Origin of the sequence: Marinobacter sp. S6332 (assembly GCF_023016045.1) — a bacterium.
GTDB lineage: Bacteria > Pseudomonadota > Gammaproteobacteria > Pseudomonadales > Oleiphilaceae > Marinobacter.
In genome coordinates this window covers 42,004-57,962 of sequence record NZ_JALKAP010000012.1, presented here as the reverse complement: position 1 = coordinate 57,962, position 15,959 = coordinate 42,004, and the positions used below count along the sequence as shown (strand labels likewise).

15 protein-coding genes are annotated in these 15,959 nt (G+C 52.3%); 2 read left to right on the top strand and 13 right to left on the bottom strand.

The features are described from left to right. The first annotated feature begins 63 nt into the window (after nt 1–63). Entirely contained in the window at nt 64–2,220 is a 2,157-nt protein-coding gene (gene pta, locus MWU62_RS15675; protein WP_247115769.1) for a phosphate acetyltransferase, read from the top strand. A 30-nt stretch (nt 2,221–2,250) separates the two neighbouring features. Here the strand turns inward: pta and der are convergent, their stop codons facing one another. The 13 genes from der to trmJ form a co-directional block, all read right to left on the bottom strand. After that, on the bottom strand, nt 2,251–3,672 hold the full coding sequence (der, locus tag MWU62_RS15670) for a ribosome biogenesis GTPase Der (protein ID WP_247115768.1): 1,422 nt from the start codon (nt 3,670–3,672) through the stop codon (nt 2,251–2,253). Between the two features lie 59 nt (nt 3,673–3,731). Beyond that, on the bottom strand, nt 3,732–4,904 hold the full coding sequence (bamB, locus tag MWU62_RS15665) for an outer membrane protein assembly factor BamB (RefSeq protein ID WP_247115767.1): 1,173 nt from the start codon (nt 4,902–4,904) through the stop codon (nt 3,732–3,734). Then, complete coding sequence (locus MWU62_RS15660) at nt 4,904–5,569, bottom strand: tetratricopeptide repeat protein (protein WP_247115766.1); 666 nt, start codon at nt 5,567–5,569, stop codon at nt 4,904–4,906. Before MWU62_RS15660 ends, bamB begins: the two co-directional genes overlap by 1 nt. A 42-nt stretch (nt 5,570–5,611) precedes the next feature. After that, nucleotides 5,612–6,892 carry a histidine--tRNA ligase gene (hisS, locus tag MWU62_RS15655; RefSeq protein ID WP_247115765.1) on the bottom strand — a complete coding sequence of 427 codons (1,281 nt, stop codon included), beginning with the start codon at nt 6,890–6,892 and terminating at the stop codon, nt 5,612–5,614. 50 nt (nt 6,893–6,942) lie between these two features. Continuing rightward, complete coding sequence (gene ispG / locus MWU62_RS15650) at nt 6,943–8,061, bottom strand: flavodoxin-dependent (E)-4-hydroxy-3-methylbut-2-enyl-diphosphate synthase (RefSeq protein WP_247115764.1); 1,119 nt, start codon at nt 8,059–8,061, stop codon at nt 6,943–6,945. A gap of 37 nt (nt 8,062–8,098) precedes the next feature. Next, the gene (locus MWU62_RS15645) at nt 8,099–9,070 is read right to left on the bottom strand and encodes a RodZ domain-containing protein (protein ID WP_247115763.1); all 972 of its coding nucleotides are present in this window, start codon (nt 9,068–9,070) and stop codon (nt 8,099–8,101) included. Continuing rightward, on the bottom strand, nt 9,060–9,866 hold the full coding sequence (pilW, locus tag MWU62_RS15640; protein WP_247115762.1) for a type IV pilus biogenesis/stability protein PilW: 807 nt from the start codon (nt 9,864–9,866) through the stop codon (nt 9,060–9,062). The genes MWU62_RS15645 and pilW overlap by 11 nt, the downstream gene beginning before the upstream one ends. A 40-nt stretch (nt 9,867–9,906) precedes the next feature. After that, nucleotides 9,907–11,019, bottom strand: coding sequence for a 23S rRNA (adenine(2503)-C(2))-methyltransferase RlmN (rlmN, locus tag MWU62_RS15635; RefSeq protein WP_247115761.1), 1,113 nt, complete (start codon nt 11,017–11,019; stop codon nt 9,907–9,909). Between the two features lie 60 nt (nt 11,020–11,079). Continuing rightward, complete coding sequence (gene ndk, locus MWU62_RS15630; protein WP_200364107.1) at nt 11,080–11,508, bottom strand: nucleoside-diphosphate kinase; 429 nt, start codon at nt 11,506–11,508, stop codon at nt 11,080–11,082. A gap of 82 nt (nt 11,509–11,590) precedes the next feature. Next, complete coding sequence (locus MWU62_RS15625) at nt 11,591–12,739, bottom strand: IscS subfamily cysteine desulfurase (protein WP_247115760.1); 1,149 nt, start codon at nt 12,737–12,739, stop codon at nt 11,591–11,593. 18 nt (nt 12,740–12,757) lie between these two features. Beyond that, on the bottom strand, nt 12,758–13,255 hold the full coding sequence (gene iscR, locus MWU62_RS15620) for a Fe-S cluster assembly transcriptional regulator IscR (protein WP_247115759.1): 498 nt from the start codon (nt 13,253–13,255) through the stop codon (nt 12,758–12,760). Between the two features lie 77 nt (nt 13,256–13,332). Next, a complete protein-coding gene (cysE, locus tag MWU62_RS15615; protein ID WP_247115758.1) occupies nt 13,333–14,106 on the bottom strand; it encodes a serine O-acetyltransferase in 774 nt (257 codons plus the stop codon). After that, nucleotides 14,099–14,962, bottom strand: coding sequence for a tRNA (cytosine(32)/uridine(32)-2'-O)-methyltransferase TrmJ (trmJ, locus tag MWU62_RS15610; protein ID WP_247115757.1), 864 nt, complete (start codon nt 14,960–14,962; stop codon nt 14,099–14,101). Before trmJ ends, cysE begins: the two co-directional genes overlap by 8 nt. 183 nt (nt 14,963–15,145) lie before the next feature. Between trmJ and MWU62_RS15605 the strand changes: the two genes are divergently transcribed. Beyond that, nucleotides 15,146–15,946, top strand: coding sequence for an inositol monophosphatase family protein (locus MWU62_RS15605; RefSeq protein ID WP_247115756.1), 801 nt, complete (start codon nt 15,146–15,148; stop codon nt 15,944–15,946). Nucleotides 15,947–15,959 lie beyond the last annotated feature (13 nt).

Sequence of the window (15,959 nt, the reverse complement as noted above, 5' to 3'; positions counted from 1 at the left end):
TCGTTAGATTTCCCATTGGCCTATGAATCAAAACTTACTAATTGAATAACCCGGAACTCACTTATGGCTAAAAGTCTGTTTATTGCACCTACATCCATAAACTCAGGGCTCACCTCTAGCTGTCTGGGTTTATTGCGCGCCATGGAGCGTGTAGGTATCAGTGTTGGGTTCTACAAACCCTTTTGCCAGTCGGTTAACCACGGCGAGTCCTCACATAACGGTGGCAAAGACGCATCCGTTACGTTTGTACGTTCACGCAGCCACCTTCAGCCACCCGACCCGATGCCTCTTAAAGAAGCCCAATACCGGCTGAACCGCGGAAAATCCGACCTGTTGATGGAAACCGTAGTCGGTGAATATCAGAAAGTTGCCAAAGATGTAGATGTAGTGGTTATTGAAGGGCTTGTTCCGGATCGTCGTGAAGCCTATATCGCCAGACTCAACGTGGAAGTCGCGCGCAACCTCGGATCGGATGTCGTGCTGGTTAGTGCTCCTGGCAATAGCAGTCCAAGCGATCTGGACGAAGAGCTGGATTTCTCTGCCCGTCTGTTTTCCGATGCTTCTGCGCAGGATGTGATCGCCGTTATTCTCAATAAACTCGGTGAGCCCGAAAGATCTGGGTTGGAACCGTACAGCAACATCAGCCAAACTGAAGGTGAAACCCCTGATTACCGGAATGAGTGCAAGGTTTTCCGGGATGGTCGCTTCCGTTTACTTGGCGAGATCTCGTGGCAGTCCGACTTATTAGCGCCACGGGTCTCTGATATTGCTCGCGAACTTGATATGCCGGTGTTGCATGAAGGACAAATGCACTTGCGGCGCGTTCAAAAGGTATCTGTGTGTGCCCGCTCAATCCGCAACATGACGGAGACTCTAAGCCCAGGCACGCTCATGGTCACCCCGGGTGATCGGGAGGACATTATAGTGGCAACTGCTGTTGCGGCTTTAAATGGTGTTCCCATGGCTGGCCTCATGCTAACAGGTGGTCTTATGCCGGATCAGCGCGTTATTGATTTGTGCTCGCGCGCACTGCATACAGGGTTGCCAGTGCTGAGTTCCTCCGCCAATACCTACGAAACAGCCCACATGCTGGCAAACCTCTCCACCGCCATCCCCACCGACGATCCCGACCGGGTCGAGAAAGCGATGGAAGCAGTGGCAACGAAAATTGATACCGACTGGCTTCAAGAGCACCTTCGCGTTCAAGTTCAGAGCCGTTTATCCCCGCCGGCTTTTCGCTATCAGCTTTCTGAAAGAGCCAGAGCAGCGAACAAACGCATCGTGCTACCCGAAGGCAGTGAACCTCGCACGGTTGAGGCAGCAATCATTTGCCACCGACGTAAACTTGCACGCTGCGCTTTAATCGGCGATGAAGGCGAAATTCGTGGTGTTGCAACATCTCTGGGTTTTGAGCTACCCGATGATATTGAGATCATTGACCCGGCCCAAATGCGCAAAAACTACATCGCACCCATGGTTGAATTACGCAAGCACAAAGGACTCGCCCCAGATATGGCTGAGGCGATGCTAGAGGACAACGTGGTTCTGGGCACCATGATGGTCGCCCTCGATGAGGCCGACGGCCTTGTTTCAGGTGCTATTCACACCACCGCGAACACCGTGCGCCCTGCCCTGCAGCTGATCAAGACCCACGATCACGCGCGGGTTGTGTCGTCGGTTTTCTTCATGCTGCTACCCCAGCAGGTAGTCGTATACGGTGATTGCGCCATCAACCCAGATCCCAACGCAGAAGAGCTGGCTGATATTGCTATTCAAAGTGCGGAGTCTGCAGAAGCATTTGGTGTGGAACCTGTGGTCGCTATGATCAGCTATAGCACCGGTGAATCGGGCAGCGGGCACGATGTGGTTAAAGTTCGTGAAGCCACCAAAATTGCCCGTCAACGCCGGCCAGACCTACTCATTGACGGCCCTCTACAATACGACGCTGCGGCTATTGAAAGCGTGGCCAAGAGCAAGGCTCCGAACAGCAAAGTAGCGGGCAAAGCGACGGTATTTATCTTCCCGGATCTCAACACCGGCAATACCACCTACAAGGCGGTTCAGCGTAGCGCTAACGTGGTAAGTATTGGCCCCATGCTGCAGGGTTTGAGAAAGCCGGTTAACGACCTTTCAAGGGGAGCCTTGGTAGAGGATATCGTATTTACTATCGCACTGACGGCTGTTCAGGCAAAGCAGGTAGAGGATGCGGGGCTGGCCTAAGCCGCCCCGTCTGAATGTGAAGAAGACCTGTCAGCGCTTGAGGCTTTTCTGACGAGTCTTTTTAACTTTCCGCCCAGCCTTCAAATCATTATCCTGCTTGACCTTCTGCCGGGGTGTTTTACGGTCAACTTTATTGGCAAAGGGGTTCTCACTGGAACGGAACTCAAACCGTATCGGAGAGCCCGTAACCTTAAGCACGTTACGGAACGTATTTTCCAAATACCGCTTATATGATCCCGGCAAGGCGTCTGTTTGGTTGCCATGGACAACAATAACCGGTGGGTTTGAGCCACCTTGGTGAGCGTAGCGCAACTTGATCCTACGCCCGCGAACCATGGGCGGCTGATGCTGGGCAATAGCATCTTCGAGTATGGCTGTCAGGCGGTTCGTTGGCCATTTCGCCATAGCGGATTCATAGCATGCCTCTACCGATTCGTACAAAACGCCAACGCCTGAGCCATGGAGCGCAGAGATATAATGCTTGTCGGCATAATCCAAAAAGTCTAGGCGACGCTTCACCTGCTCTTTCACCTTGGCGCGATCTTCCGCATCCATGCCATCCCATTTATTGACCGCAACCACCAATGATCGACCGGCATCGAGAACAAATCCGATCAGGTGTAAATCCTGATCGACCAAGCCTTCCCGCGCATCGATAACCAGTATCACAACATGGGCATCATCGATTGCCTTCAGCGTTTTGATAATGGAGAATTTTTCCACCGCTTCATTAACGTTTTTTCGACGCCTGACACCGGCAGTATCAATGAGAGTGTACTGCTTTTCGTGACGCTCATAAGGAATATAAACGCTGTCCCGAGTCGTGCCCGGCATGTCATAAACGACGACTCGCTCCTCACCCAGCATCCGGTTAACCAGTGTAGATTTGCCAACGTTCGGGCGCCCAACAATACCTATGCGAATGCCCGGGTAGCGGTCCGCATGGTCAGCCGCTTCACGGTCTTCTTCGGAGGGAAGCAGCAACTCCAACATCGACCGAACGCCACGGTTGTGGGATGCAGCTATCATAAACGTTGAGGCGAAACCGAGACTATAGAAGTCCGCCGCTGCAACGTCCGGGTCCTGACCATCGGTCTTGTTTACGACCAAATGCGCTTGTTTACCCGACCGACGCAGGTGATCGGCAATCATTTCATCACCGGCAGTCAAGCCTGAGCGGCCATCAACCAAAAACAGTACTATGTCTGCTTCATCAACGGCTTGCATAGACTGGCGGGCCATTTCAAGATCCAGCCCTTCCTCTGTGCCTGTCAAGCCGCCGGTATCAATAACGATAAAGCGTTGGTCTTCGTAAGTGCCCTCACCATACTTACGATCGCGGGTTAGGCCGGGAAAATCCGCCACCAGAGCATCGCGGGTACGCGTCATCTGGTTAAACAATGTCGATTTACCAACATTTGGCCGGCCGACAAGGGCAATTACTGGGGTCATAATGGTTCGCTATACAGTCGTTTTAGGCTCTGCATGCGGCAGAGCGTTGGAGGCGAGGATCAGTTCCGCGTCTCCAGTTTGAATACAGACAGTTTGCCGCCGTTTCCGAAAACCATCAGGTTTCCGTTGGCCATGCGTTGCAATGGAACCCGCAGGCCATCACCGTCATAACTTTTTTGGCCCACAAGGCTTCCGTCCTCTCTTGAGAGCACATGCAGATAACCTTCATAGTCGCCCAAAACCAAATAGTCCTCATACACCGCTGGCTGGGTCGGCTGACGCCAGGACAAAGCACCCTGAAGCCATAATTCCCTGCGATCGGAGCCGCGGTATGCGATGACATCCCCGTTAGCGGAGGCTAGATAAATATTACCGCCGCCCACCATTGGGGCGTGCAAGCTGGACGCCTTACGACTCCAAATTTCCTGACCGGTACGAATATCCACCAGTGCGAGTTTACCCTGATAACCGGTAACCATCACCGCAGTATCAAGAACAAGCGGCTGGCCAGCTATGTCTACAAGCCTTTCAAGTTCCGTGCGCCCTTGCGGCTGCCCAACTTCGTACTGCCACAAAGGTTGGCCTGCATCGGCCGATAACGCCATGAGTTTTCCATTGGAAAACGATGCTATCACCACGTCGCCACCCACCAATGGAGCTGCAGCGGCACGCAGGGACAACACGGGTACCACGCCTTCATACTGCCAGCGCTTCTCGCCCTTAGCAGCATCAAACGCAAGAACCCGCCCATCTGTGGTTTGAGTGACCACCAACGTGCCGTTCGATTGCGGGGCTGCCAAAGCTTCTGTGGGCAAAGCACTGCGCCACAATTCTTGCCCGTCTTCACGGGAAAGAGCCACTAAGTCTGCTTCACGAGTAACCAGATAAAGCCGTTCCAAATCGCCGCCAACACCTGCAAAGATGCGGTTTTCCAGCTGTCGCTTCCATTTGCGCTTTCCAGTCTCGGCATCCACGGCAACCAACTCACCGTCAGCAGACGCCGCATACACAATGTCGCCAGTGTTCAGCGGTGCCAGATAAAGAAAGTCACCATCGTGTCCGTCTCCTACAGACCGGCTCCAGACTGTTTTGAACTCAACCGTTTCGTCCACTTCTGGGACAGGCACCGGCTGCTCAAAGGTATCTGTTGAGCTGCAACCGCTAATGCCCAGTGCTGCTACTAGAGCCGAGAAAACACCAGCATGAAACAGTCTGTTGCCCGCTAACAGCATCAGGCTTCCTCTCCAACACCGAGATCAGACAACTTGAGTTCCAAAATGCCACTGCGACCTTGCTGGCTTTGCTCGCGGGCGGCCAGATAAGCCTCTCGAGCACCTTTCTTGTCGCCCTGCACTAACAGAATATCGCCACGCAATTCGGAGAAAATCGCTGCAAAAGCTCCGGTGTTATCTATGCTTCCGGCGCTATCTATGGTGGCCAGTGCATCATCATAACGTTCTGCAGAGAACTGGGCGCGAGCAAGGCGATTACGCACCACCAAAGACAGCGCTTTGTGCTCCCCTGCTTTCTCTAGCGCCCATTGCAATGAACCAATGGCCGCTTCCGCATCGTTGTCTTCAACCAATTGCTGACGCGCCAGAATCAGGTTGCCGTATACGGCATAGGCGCTGTCGGTATAATCCTCACGCAGAGTATTCGCAACAAAGGCAACAGTTTCACCTGCAGTTTCATCTGCCTGATTGCTAAAGGCATTCAACAGACTTGCAAACTGGTTAGCGGCTTCGGCACGCTGCTGGTCCTGATGGTTTTGCCAAGCCTGCCAGCCAAATACAATTGCAAGAGCGGCACCGATACCAATCAGCAGAGAACTGCCATTTTTTTTCCACCAGTCTTTTATCGCCTGTACCTGTTCTTCTTCGGTGCGCAGTTCCGCCATGATAACTCCTGTAATAGGTTTTTACTTTTATAGTTGTGCGAATCAGTTCGTCAGAGCTTTCGCAAGCACAGTTGCTAGGTCAGCCTGACGCACACTGGTCTGTTCTTCATCTGAACGCAGTGGTTTAAGGCCTACTGTTGCGTTCTCTACTTCGATTTCGCCAAGAATGACTGCGTAACGGGCACCACTTTTATCCGCTTTTTTCATCTGGCTTTTGAAACTGCCACCACCACAATGGCTGATAACGATTCGACCTTGAAGCTGATTACGCAAGTTTTCGGCAAGCGCCAACGCAGGCGCTATGGCTGTGTCACCCATAGCCGTTACATAGACATCTGCATTGCTGTTAGCTTCTTCAGGCACCAACCCCAAGGTGTCCAGCAACAAGATAAGGCGTTCAAGACCCATGGCAAAACCAACGGCCGTTGTAGGCTTTCCACCAAGTTGCTCTACCAAACCATCGTAACGACCACCTGCGCAAATAGTACCCTGAGCGCCAAGGCTCTCAGTTACCCATTCAAAAACCGTCTTACCATAGTAATCAAGACCGCGCACAAGGGCCGGATTGACGGTGTAGACAATGCCGGCCGCATCCAACAGATCTTTTAACCGGGCAAAGTGGTCCCGCGATTCCTCATCAAGATAGTCTTCCAGACGCGGCGCATCTGCGAGCAACTTGCGGGTCCCGGGATCTTTGGTATCCAGAATACGGAGCGGGTTGGTCTCCAACCGCCTTTGGCTGTCTTCATCAAGTTCCGCTTTGAACTGGCTCAAATAATCCACTAAGGCACTACGAAACTCTTTGCGCGCAGCCGATGAGCCAATAGAGTTGATCTCTAGGCGAGCATGATTACCAAGCCCTAACTCTTGCCAGAGCCTGGCGGTAAGAATCAGTAGTTCCGCATCAATATCCGGGCCTTGAATACCAAAGCACTCAACGCCAATCTGATGGAACTGGCGATACCGCCCTTTTTGCGGACGCTCGTGCCGGAACATGGGCCCCGTATACCACAACCTGCGAGTCTGGTTGAATAATAAGCCGTGCTCTTCAGCCGCACGAACGCATCCGGCAGTGCCCTCGGGCCGCAATGTCAAGCTGTCGCCGTTGCGATCCTCAAAGGTATACATCTCTTTTTCAACGATGTCTGTCACTTCACCTATGGAACGCTTGAACAGATCTGTCTGCTCTACAATGGGCATCCGAATTTCTTGATAACCATATTGCCGCAACACTTTGCGCGCCGTGGACTCAACAAACTGCCAGACCGGTGTTTGCTCTGGCAGGATATCGTTCATCCCACGTATTGCCTGAATCTTAGCCAATGTAAACCCTTAATGCTTTCTGGATAGTCGTGCCTAACGAAGTGAACCGTTCACTTGTCTGAGCGCGCGATAATGGACTCTTCCTGTTCTTTTTTACGGGCGATCTCTTCACGTATTAGCCGCTCAAGATCATCCGTCAGGTTGGCATTATCAAGTTTTTGGTTTGGTTTTCCGCCTCTGTAAAACAGGTTTTTAGGGCTCCCCCCGGTTAGACCTATGTCAGCCACTTTGGCTTCACCGGGACCATTCACAATGCAGCCGATTATGGCAACGTCCAACGATTCGTTTACATCTTCTAAACGCACTTCAAGATCGTTCATGGTCTGAATAACATCGAAGTTCTGGCGAGAGCAACTTGGACAAGCAATAAAGTTAATGCCCCGACTACGCAAACGTAGGCTTTTGAGGATGTCGAAGCCCACCTTGATTTCCTGTACCGGATCCGCTGCTAGGGACACTCGGATGGTATCGCCGATGCCATCCATTAAAAGCATACCAAGGCCAATAGATGACTTAACCGTGCCTGATCGGAGGCCCCCGGCTTCGGTGATGCCAAGATGTAGGGGCTGGTCAATTTGGGTCGCAATTTTACGGTAGGCGTCAACTGTCATGAATACTTCAGACGCTTTAAGGCTAACTTTAAAGTTCTGAAAGTCATGCCGGTCAAGAATATCGATGTGGCGCATCGCCGATTCAACCAGCGCATCCGCTGTGGGTTCCCCATATTTACGCTGCAGTTCTTTTTCAAGAGAACCGGCATTTACGCCTATTCTCATGGGTATATTGCCGTCACGACAGGCGCTGATTACAGCACTCACGCGATCTTCACGGCCTATATTGCCGGGGTTGATACGCAGACAGTCAACCCCAAGCTCCGCAACCCGTAACGCGATTTTATGATCGAAGTGAATGTCTGCAACTAACGGCAAGGACACTCGCTCTCTGACCTTCCCGAAGGCGTCGGCGGCCTCCATGGAAGGTACAGATACTCGGACAATGTCGGCACCCGCATCTTGCAAAGCAGTTATCTGGCCCACCGTGGCATCCACATCACAGGTATTGGTGTTGGTCATGCTCTGGACCGCAATTGGCGCATCACCACCAACAGGTACGTTCCCAACCATAATTTGGCGGGATTTGCGTCTCTTGATCGGGGATTCGTGTTTCATGTGCTTACGACCGAAATAGGTAAGTGCAATAAAATAATCAGATTGTCAGCGTGAACTCTGAGCGGTTGTTCACCACAGGAAAGCCACCTATGTCCACAGGTTCGCCCTGAAAGCTGATGGCAGCAACCGTATCAACAGCACCGATTACTACTTTTAGCGGGGCTTCGCCGGAAACCTGCAGCTTGTCTCCTGCTCTTTGCAGTGAACTTGCAAGGCGGTTGCCGCTTGCATCGCGCACCTGAACCCAGCAGTCCCCGGTAAACTCGATTTCCAATACTCCCGATACCGGGCCTGCCGGTTCGCTGACAGACGGCTGCGCCAAAACAGGTTCAATAACTTCAGCTACAACGGGCACCTGCTCGGCTAATTCGGGCTGTGCAGGCTCAACATCCGAATCAAGTTGTTTATCGGCAGAGACACCAACCACAGAGGTAGGCTCAGGCTCAGGCTCAGCATCAACATTGTCATAGCCGGTAGTTTCAGATCCGCTAATGTTTTGCTCGGGTTCCAGCAGTGGCTCCGGCGTTTTCACCTCAGGTGCTGGGTCTGTTACCGCAGACAGTTCCTCACCTACATCTTCAGGGTTGAGCTTCGGCAAAACCACCCTGACAACTACGGCGGCGATAATCGCAGCTACTATGATCAGTAACAGCAACTTAGCGATTCTACGCTTTCTGCGTCTGCGGCGTTCAATATTAACCAGCGGGTTGGCTTCCAATTCCCGTGCTTTTTGAAGGCGTGCGGGCTCTAGCTCAATGTTGAGGTCGGCAATGATAGAATCGGCGTTGAGCCCCACCTGTTTGGCATAGGTACGGACATAACCCTTGAGAAAGAGCTCGCTATCTATTTGCTTGTAATCACCGCTTTCGATTGCTTGAATAACGCCGTTTCGTAAATGCTGTGCTTCAGCAATTTGGGAAACGCTTAAACCCTGCTTTTCCCTTGCCTTCTTCAGCTGCTGGCCAACGGATTCATTCCCTGCACTGTGTTGATTGTCTTCACTTGTCATTAGAAATCAGCGCCTTGTATTGTTGGTACTCTACTGACTCCGGGTAATTGTTTTTCAATTGCAGCCTCAGGCTGGCTTCTTGATTCCTGTCTCCTAAGTGCCGTGCAATACGAATACCTGTAAAGAGGCTCTCGGGTGAATGCTTCAATTTCGGATTACGCTGCATGATTACTAGCAGACGCCTGTAATAACGCGATGCACCCGCCACATCGCCTGACTCAACCATCACCCGAGAGAGCGAGAGCAAGGAACGCGGATCGCCACGCGTCAATTCTGAAGCGCGACGATACGAAGCAATTGCTTCTGTTTGTTGCCCAAGGCGCTCCTGCGTCATACCCAGATTGTAGAAAATGGAACCGCGATCTTTATAGTCTGTATCTTTGGAAGCCGCACGAAACTGGTCACGCGACTCCTCCAGCCGACCTTGTGCGTAGAGAAACGCACCATAATACACCCGCGCACGGGTGTATTTGGAGTCTTCGGAAATCGCCCTTTTAAAGCTCTTTTCGGCAAGCTCGGGTTCACCATCGCTGTTATAGATCAACCCTAAAGTTGCGAGAGCTTGGGGGCTATCGGGCTCAAGCTCCAGTGCCCTGTCCAGATGGTGTCGCGCGCGCTCGATGTTACCCTGACCAATATACGCAGAGGCGAGCTGAACGTAGTTTTCAACCGCTTTTTGGCGATCCGCCTCACGTGAAAAACGGCTATCTGTTGTGGTAACACACCCGGTGACCAAAAGAGCGACCAGCAAGGCTGCCAAGACAGCAAAGTGTTTATGTACCGATCTTATAAGCACAGAATGCGTTCCTCGCTGGTTAATCGTGGCAAGTGCCCACTCAGGTGTTCACCTGTTGAACATTAATATACCGCTGACTTCTACGGGTTCGATCTTCCACCTGCCCCACCAACTGGCCACAAGCCGCGTCTATATCGTCGCCACGGGTTGTTCTGATTGTAGCGACATAACCCGCTTCGTTAAGAACAGCCTGAAAGCGCCGGGTCGCATTCATGCTCGGCCGGCGGAAGTCGCTCTCGGGGAACGGGTTAAAGGGAATGAGATTGATCTTGCATGGAAGATCACGTAGCAATTCCGCCAGCTCGTGAGCGTGCTCCGGTTTATCGTTCATTCCCTCGATAACCGTATATTCTATCGTCGCTTTACGTTTTTCAGGAAGACGGCTGAAATAACGTTTTGTAGCCGCCAGAAGCTCTGCGATAGGGTATTTTTTGTTAAGCGGTACCAGCTTGTTTCGTAGCTCATCATTGGGTGCATGCAGCGAAATGGCCAGTGAAACATCCGTAACTTCCGCAAGACGATCAATGCCCGGAACAACGCCGGAAGTACTCAGTGTTACCCGCCGTTTGGAGATACCGTATGCGAGATCTTCCATCATCAGGTTCATGGCATCTACCACGTTGTCAAAGTTCATCAGGGGTTCACCCATCCCCATCATCACAACGTTGGTGATTGGCCTATCCGGGCCCGGCTCAAACGGCATAAAAGCTTTACGCGCAACCCACACCTGCCCAATAATTTCTGCGGCAGTCAGATTACGGTTAAAACCGCGCTTACCGGTGGAACAAAACGTACAGTCAAGGGTGCAGCCAATTTGCGAAGACACGCACAAAGTGCCGCGCTCACCGTCTGGGATAAGCACAGTTTCTACACTGTTGCCGTTGTCCATACGCATGACCCACTTACGGGTACCGTCTTTTGACGTTTCGTCGTAAACAACTTCCGGGCCGCGAATCACGGCAACTTGCTTGAGTTTGTCCCGCAGGGATTTACTCACATTGGTCATTTGATCGAAGTCATCCACACCGCGCTGGTGCATCCATTGCAGCAACTGAGTAGCGCGAAAACGTTTTTCACCCAAGGTTTCGAAGAAAGCCTCAAGCTTGTCTCTCGGCATTCCCAGAAGGTTGGTTTTTTCAGCGGCCGCTGTCATTTTATAACCTCGATCAGATAACCAATGCGGGGCTGCCTTTGGCAACCCCGACCAACAAAATCAACCGCGCGGGCAGATTTCGTTGTCATTGAAGAAGTATGCGATTTCACGCTCTGCAGACTCAGCAGAGTCAGAACCATGTACCGCGTTAGCATCGATTGATGTGGCGAAATCGGCGCGAATTGTGCCAGCATCAGCTTCTTTCGGGTTGGTAGCACCCATCAAGTCACGGTTTTTAAGGATAGCGCCTTCGCCCTCCAAAACCTGAACAACAACCGGGCCAGACGTCATAAATGCAACCAGATCGTTAAAGAACGGACGCTCTTTGTGCTCTGCATAGAAGCCTTCAGCCTGCTCTTGGGTAAGGTGCATCATGCGCGATGCAACAATGCTCAGGCCAGCCTTCTCGAAACGGCTGTAAATCTCACCGATAACATTTTTTGCAACTGCATCGGGCTTGATGATGGAAAGCGTACGTTCGTTAGCCATGGTATTTCTCCAGTAGGGTTGAGGTTAATGAGATTCAGGTAAATTTCAGGCCTGCGATTATACGCAGTCAAAGGCCCACTGCCTACCGCACTGCGCGAAGGCGGGTAACAACATCAACAATTTGCGCGCTGGCAAAAGCCATTTCGTCGGGCGTTGTGTAGCGACCAACAGAAAACCGTAGTGCCCTATGGGCCTGCTCATCGCTCAGCCCAATACCTCGAAGCACATAAGAAGGCTCAATAGTTGCTGAAGCACAGGCGGAGCCGGATGATACCGCCAAATTCCGCAAGCCCAGCATGAGAGATTCCGCGTTCACACCATCAAAGGACAGATTAATAATACCGGGGACACGAGAAACTTCAGAGCCATTGAGTGTCACTCCCGAGAGTCCGCTCAGCCCCTGCAAAAACGACGCGCGCAGGCTTTCCAGCAGGCGGGCTTCCTCGTCAAGGGTGCTCTGTGCGATAGCAAAGGCTTTTCCCATGCCGACTATTTGGTGGGTTGGTAAGGTACCGGATCGCATACCACGCTCATGGCCTCCACCGTGAATTTGCGCCTCTATGCGCACGTCCGGAGAACGCCTTACATAAAGAGCCCCCACGCCTTTGGGCCCGTATACTTTATGGCCGGAAAGTGCCATGAGATCCACCGACAATTCCGTAACATCCACAGGAAGCTTGCCGGCAGCCTGAGCTGCATCCACATGAAACAAAATGTCGCGCTCGCGCAACTCTTTACCAATAGTGGCTATATCGTTCACAGACCCCAGCTCATTGTTTACAAGCATCAGGCTAACCAGCGAGGTTTCCGGCCTAAGGGCTTCGAAGACTTGCTCAGGCAACACCACGCCATCACTGCCCGGCTCTAGCCAGGTAACCTCAACACCGCGTGTTTCAAGCCACTTACAGGTATCAACAACCGCTTTATGCTCGATTTTTGATGTTACAACGTGCGCTTTTTCGCGACCGGTAACCGCACCTTTGATAGCAAGATTGTCCGATTCAGTTGCGCCGGAAGTCCAAACAATTTCGCGAGGATCTGCGTGGATGAGGCTTGCTACTTGACCTCTAGCTGCCTCGACGGCAGCTTCTGCTTGCCAGCCAAAGCCATGAGAGCGAGAAGCCGGGTTACCAAAAACACCATCCGGCGTGAGGTATTTGATCATTTCTTCAGCGACAGCGGGATCAACGGGCGTCGTTGCCGCGTAATCGAGGTATACGGGCTTTTTCATAAATTACAGAGGCTTGATTCAGGCGGGCGCCTGATCTTTCAGACGCTCGGTGTTAATCGTGTCGGAATCCCCATCGGCCTGACGGCGATTCTGTCTGTCCGCAACTTGGCGGATTTCATGTCTTTCCATCAGGTCTCCGAGGCTAATCCCACTGAGAAACTGATGAATCTGGTCGCTAAGATCAGACCATAGGTGGTGAGTCAGGCATTTCTCGCCATTCTGACAGTCGCCTTTATTCCCACATCTTGTGGTGTCGAGTGACTCACTTACTGCGTCAACAACATCGGCAATGTAGATGTCGGCAGCTCCGCGACTCAAACGGTAACCACCGCCTGGCCCACGAACGCTAGCCACCAACTGCTGGCGGCGAAGGCGTGAGAAGAGTTGCTCCAGGTAGGAAAGTGAAATTTCCTGACGGGCTGAAATATCCGCTAGCGTTACCGGCCCCTGCCCCCCGTGGAGAGCAAGATCCAGCATAGCCGTAACAGCGTAGCGGCCTTTTGTAGTCAACTTCATGGCATCAGCCCCGTGATGGGATTGAATCTCAATATAGGAGCCTGAGTATGAATTGACCAAGTAATTCAGTCAAGTATTCAGCCCTGACCCTCTTTCTCATCACGCACACAATCAAAATCGTCTTCGTCCAGAACGGGCAGCTCGCCATTCTGGTACTCACTATTCACTTTGCGCAGGGCTTTGCACATGATTTCGATGCGATCATCCACCGCATGCATATGATCCAGCAAGGCCCGCATTGATCGAGCCATTGGGTCCGGCATTTCTTCGGTTACGCCATAGGCGTCAAAGCCCATGCGCTCTTCCATTATTTTGCGACGCGCGTCATCTTCGAATTTCTGTCTTACGATTATCCGGCCCGGTATGCCAACCACAGTCGCGCCTTCGGGAACGCTTTTGGTAACAACGGAATTAGAACCAATCTTGGCTCCCGCTCCCACCTCAAAAGGCCCCAATATTTTTGCTCCGGCACCAACTACCACTCCGTCACCAATCGTAGGGTGGCGCTTACCCTTATTCCAGCTAGTTCCGCCGAGGGTAACCCCCTGATACAGGGTGACGTCATCACCTATAACCGTGGTCTCACCTATCACCACACCCATCCCGTGATCGATAAAGAACCGTCGGCCAATTGTCGCGCCAGGGTGAATCTCTATGCCCGTGAACCATCTAGCTAAAGTGGAAATAGTGCGGGCCAACCACTTCAGTCCAGCATTCCACAGCCAATGGGAGAAGCGGTGAATCAACAAGGCATGCAGGCCCGGATAGTTGGTAAGCACCTCAAAGGTATTTCTGGCGGCAGGATCCCGATGAAAAACGCTGTTTATATCTTCACGTAAATGCCTAAACATGGCCACTTTCCTGTCCGGTAGACTCTTTACCGGCCTGTGTTGGTTTAGTGTTTCCGGAAACGCCTGCAGATTTCTGCACCGCGCTCAGAATACCCCGGAGAATATTGATTTCCATCTGATCAAGCTTTGCCCGCTGGAACAGCCTGCGCAGCCGGGACATTAGCTGTCTTGGGTTATCGCGCCGGTGAAAATCCACATCATGCAAGGTTTGCTCAAGGTGGGTAAAAAAGCCCTCAACATCGCCCACTTTAGCAAGAGGAACATCCCAACCTGCATCGCCAGGAGACTCCATCGATCTTAAATAAGGGCTACCCTCAGATTCTTCAAGGCTGCGCAAATACAGCATCCGCAACTCATAACACATGATTTGAACCGCCATAGAGAGGTTCAGAGAACTATAATCTGGGTTTGAGGGAATATGGATGTGGTAATGGCAAAGATGGAGCTCATCATTGCTCAACCCATGATTTTCCCGCCCAAAAACCAAAGCGATGGAACCACGCTGACTATTCTCTGCCGCAATGGCAGCAGCTTCCGGTGGAGGCATAACAGGCCAAGGTATTTTTCGCCCTCTCGCGCTGGTTCCCATAACCATCACGCAATCTTCCAGCGCCTTGTCCAAAGTGGGCACTACCTGTGCTCTGTCGAGTATGTCGGAAGCTCCAGCCGCACGGGCATAGGACGCTTCGTCCGGAAAAGAGTTCGGGTTAACCAGCCATAAATTGGCCAGTCCCATATTTTTCATTGCTCGGGCAACGGCCCCGATATTTCCCGAATGAGAGGTCTCGACAAGGACAATCCGGATGTTATCCTGAAACGCGTCCGGCCCTTCCAGAGGCGGAGATGGCTTATGCATTGGCGGCTGGCCCAAAGTTAAAATTTAAGGGCGTGCATGATACCAGAAAGCACTCTCTTTCTGCGCCCCGGATATTCCCTGACTAGGTGTAATCCGTGCTTTTCCTGAGCCAAAAAACATACAAGGAGGGTGATCTTTTGCTATCATACTCGGCCTTCACACACCCGGATAACGAACACTCAGATGCAACCAGCTATCAAAATGGCCCTGCGCGTCGCGCGTCAGGGGTCGGATTACCTGAAAGCCCACTTCGAGCGCCAGGAGCCCATCGGTAAGGATGACGACGAACGTCGCCGCCAGTTGGACCGGGTCGAGCAATCCATTTATGACAACTTTGCAGAGCAACTCGAAAAGGCTTACAAAGATCATACCATCGCGCCTCTGAACGAATCAGATGCCGGTACAACCGAACGAAGCTGGCATATTTTCCCAGTTTTGGGCCGCGAAAACTTCCTGCGAGGCATTCCCGAGTTCGCTCTGGCTTTGGCGCAGAAGAAGAACAACCGTACTGAGAATCTACTGATCGTAAACCCGGTTACCGGCGAAGAATACTCTGCCAGCCGTGGTCGTGGCGCTGCGCTAAACAGCCGTAGAGTAAGAGTTTCAGACGTTAAGCATGCTGAAAAGGCGGCTTTTGCAACTAACCTGCTTGATCAGGCTCGCCAAAGCGACGATCCGCTTCTTTGGGGTGAGATGGCCGCAGTGCTGGCGCAAAACTCATCCATGTTCCGCACGTCTGGCTGTGTGGTGCTGGATATTGCACGAGTTTCAGCCGGCCTTCTGGATGCTGCTGTTATTTTCCGCCCCGACGCAGTGGACTTGGACTTAGGCGTAGTTCTGGCCATGGAATCCGGCGCACTGACTGCCGACTTTTCAGGCAACCCATCAACAGATAAAGCGCGGCAACTCGTGGTCGCCAACCCGAAGTTGTTCCGTGAAGTCCTGAAGGCTCTACACCCCTTCCGAGGCCGCATGCCTAGCTAACCTGAGCACTCGG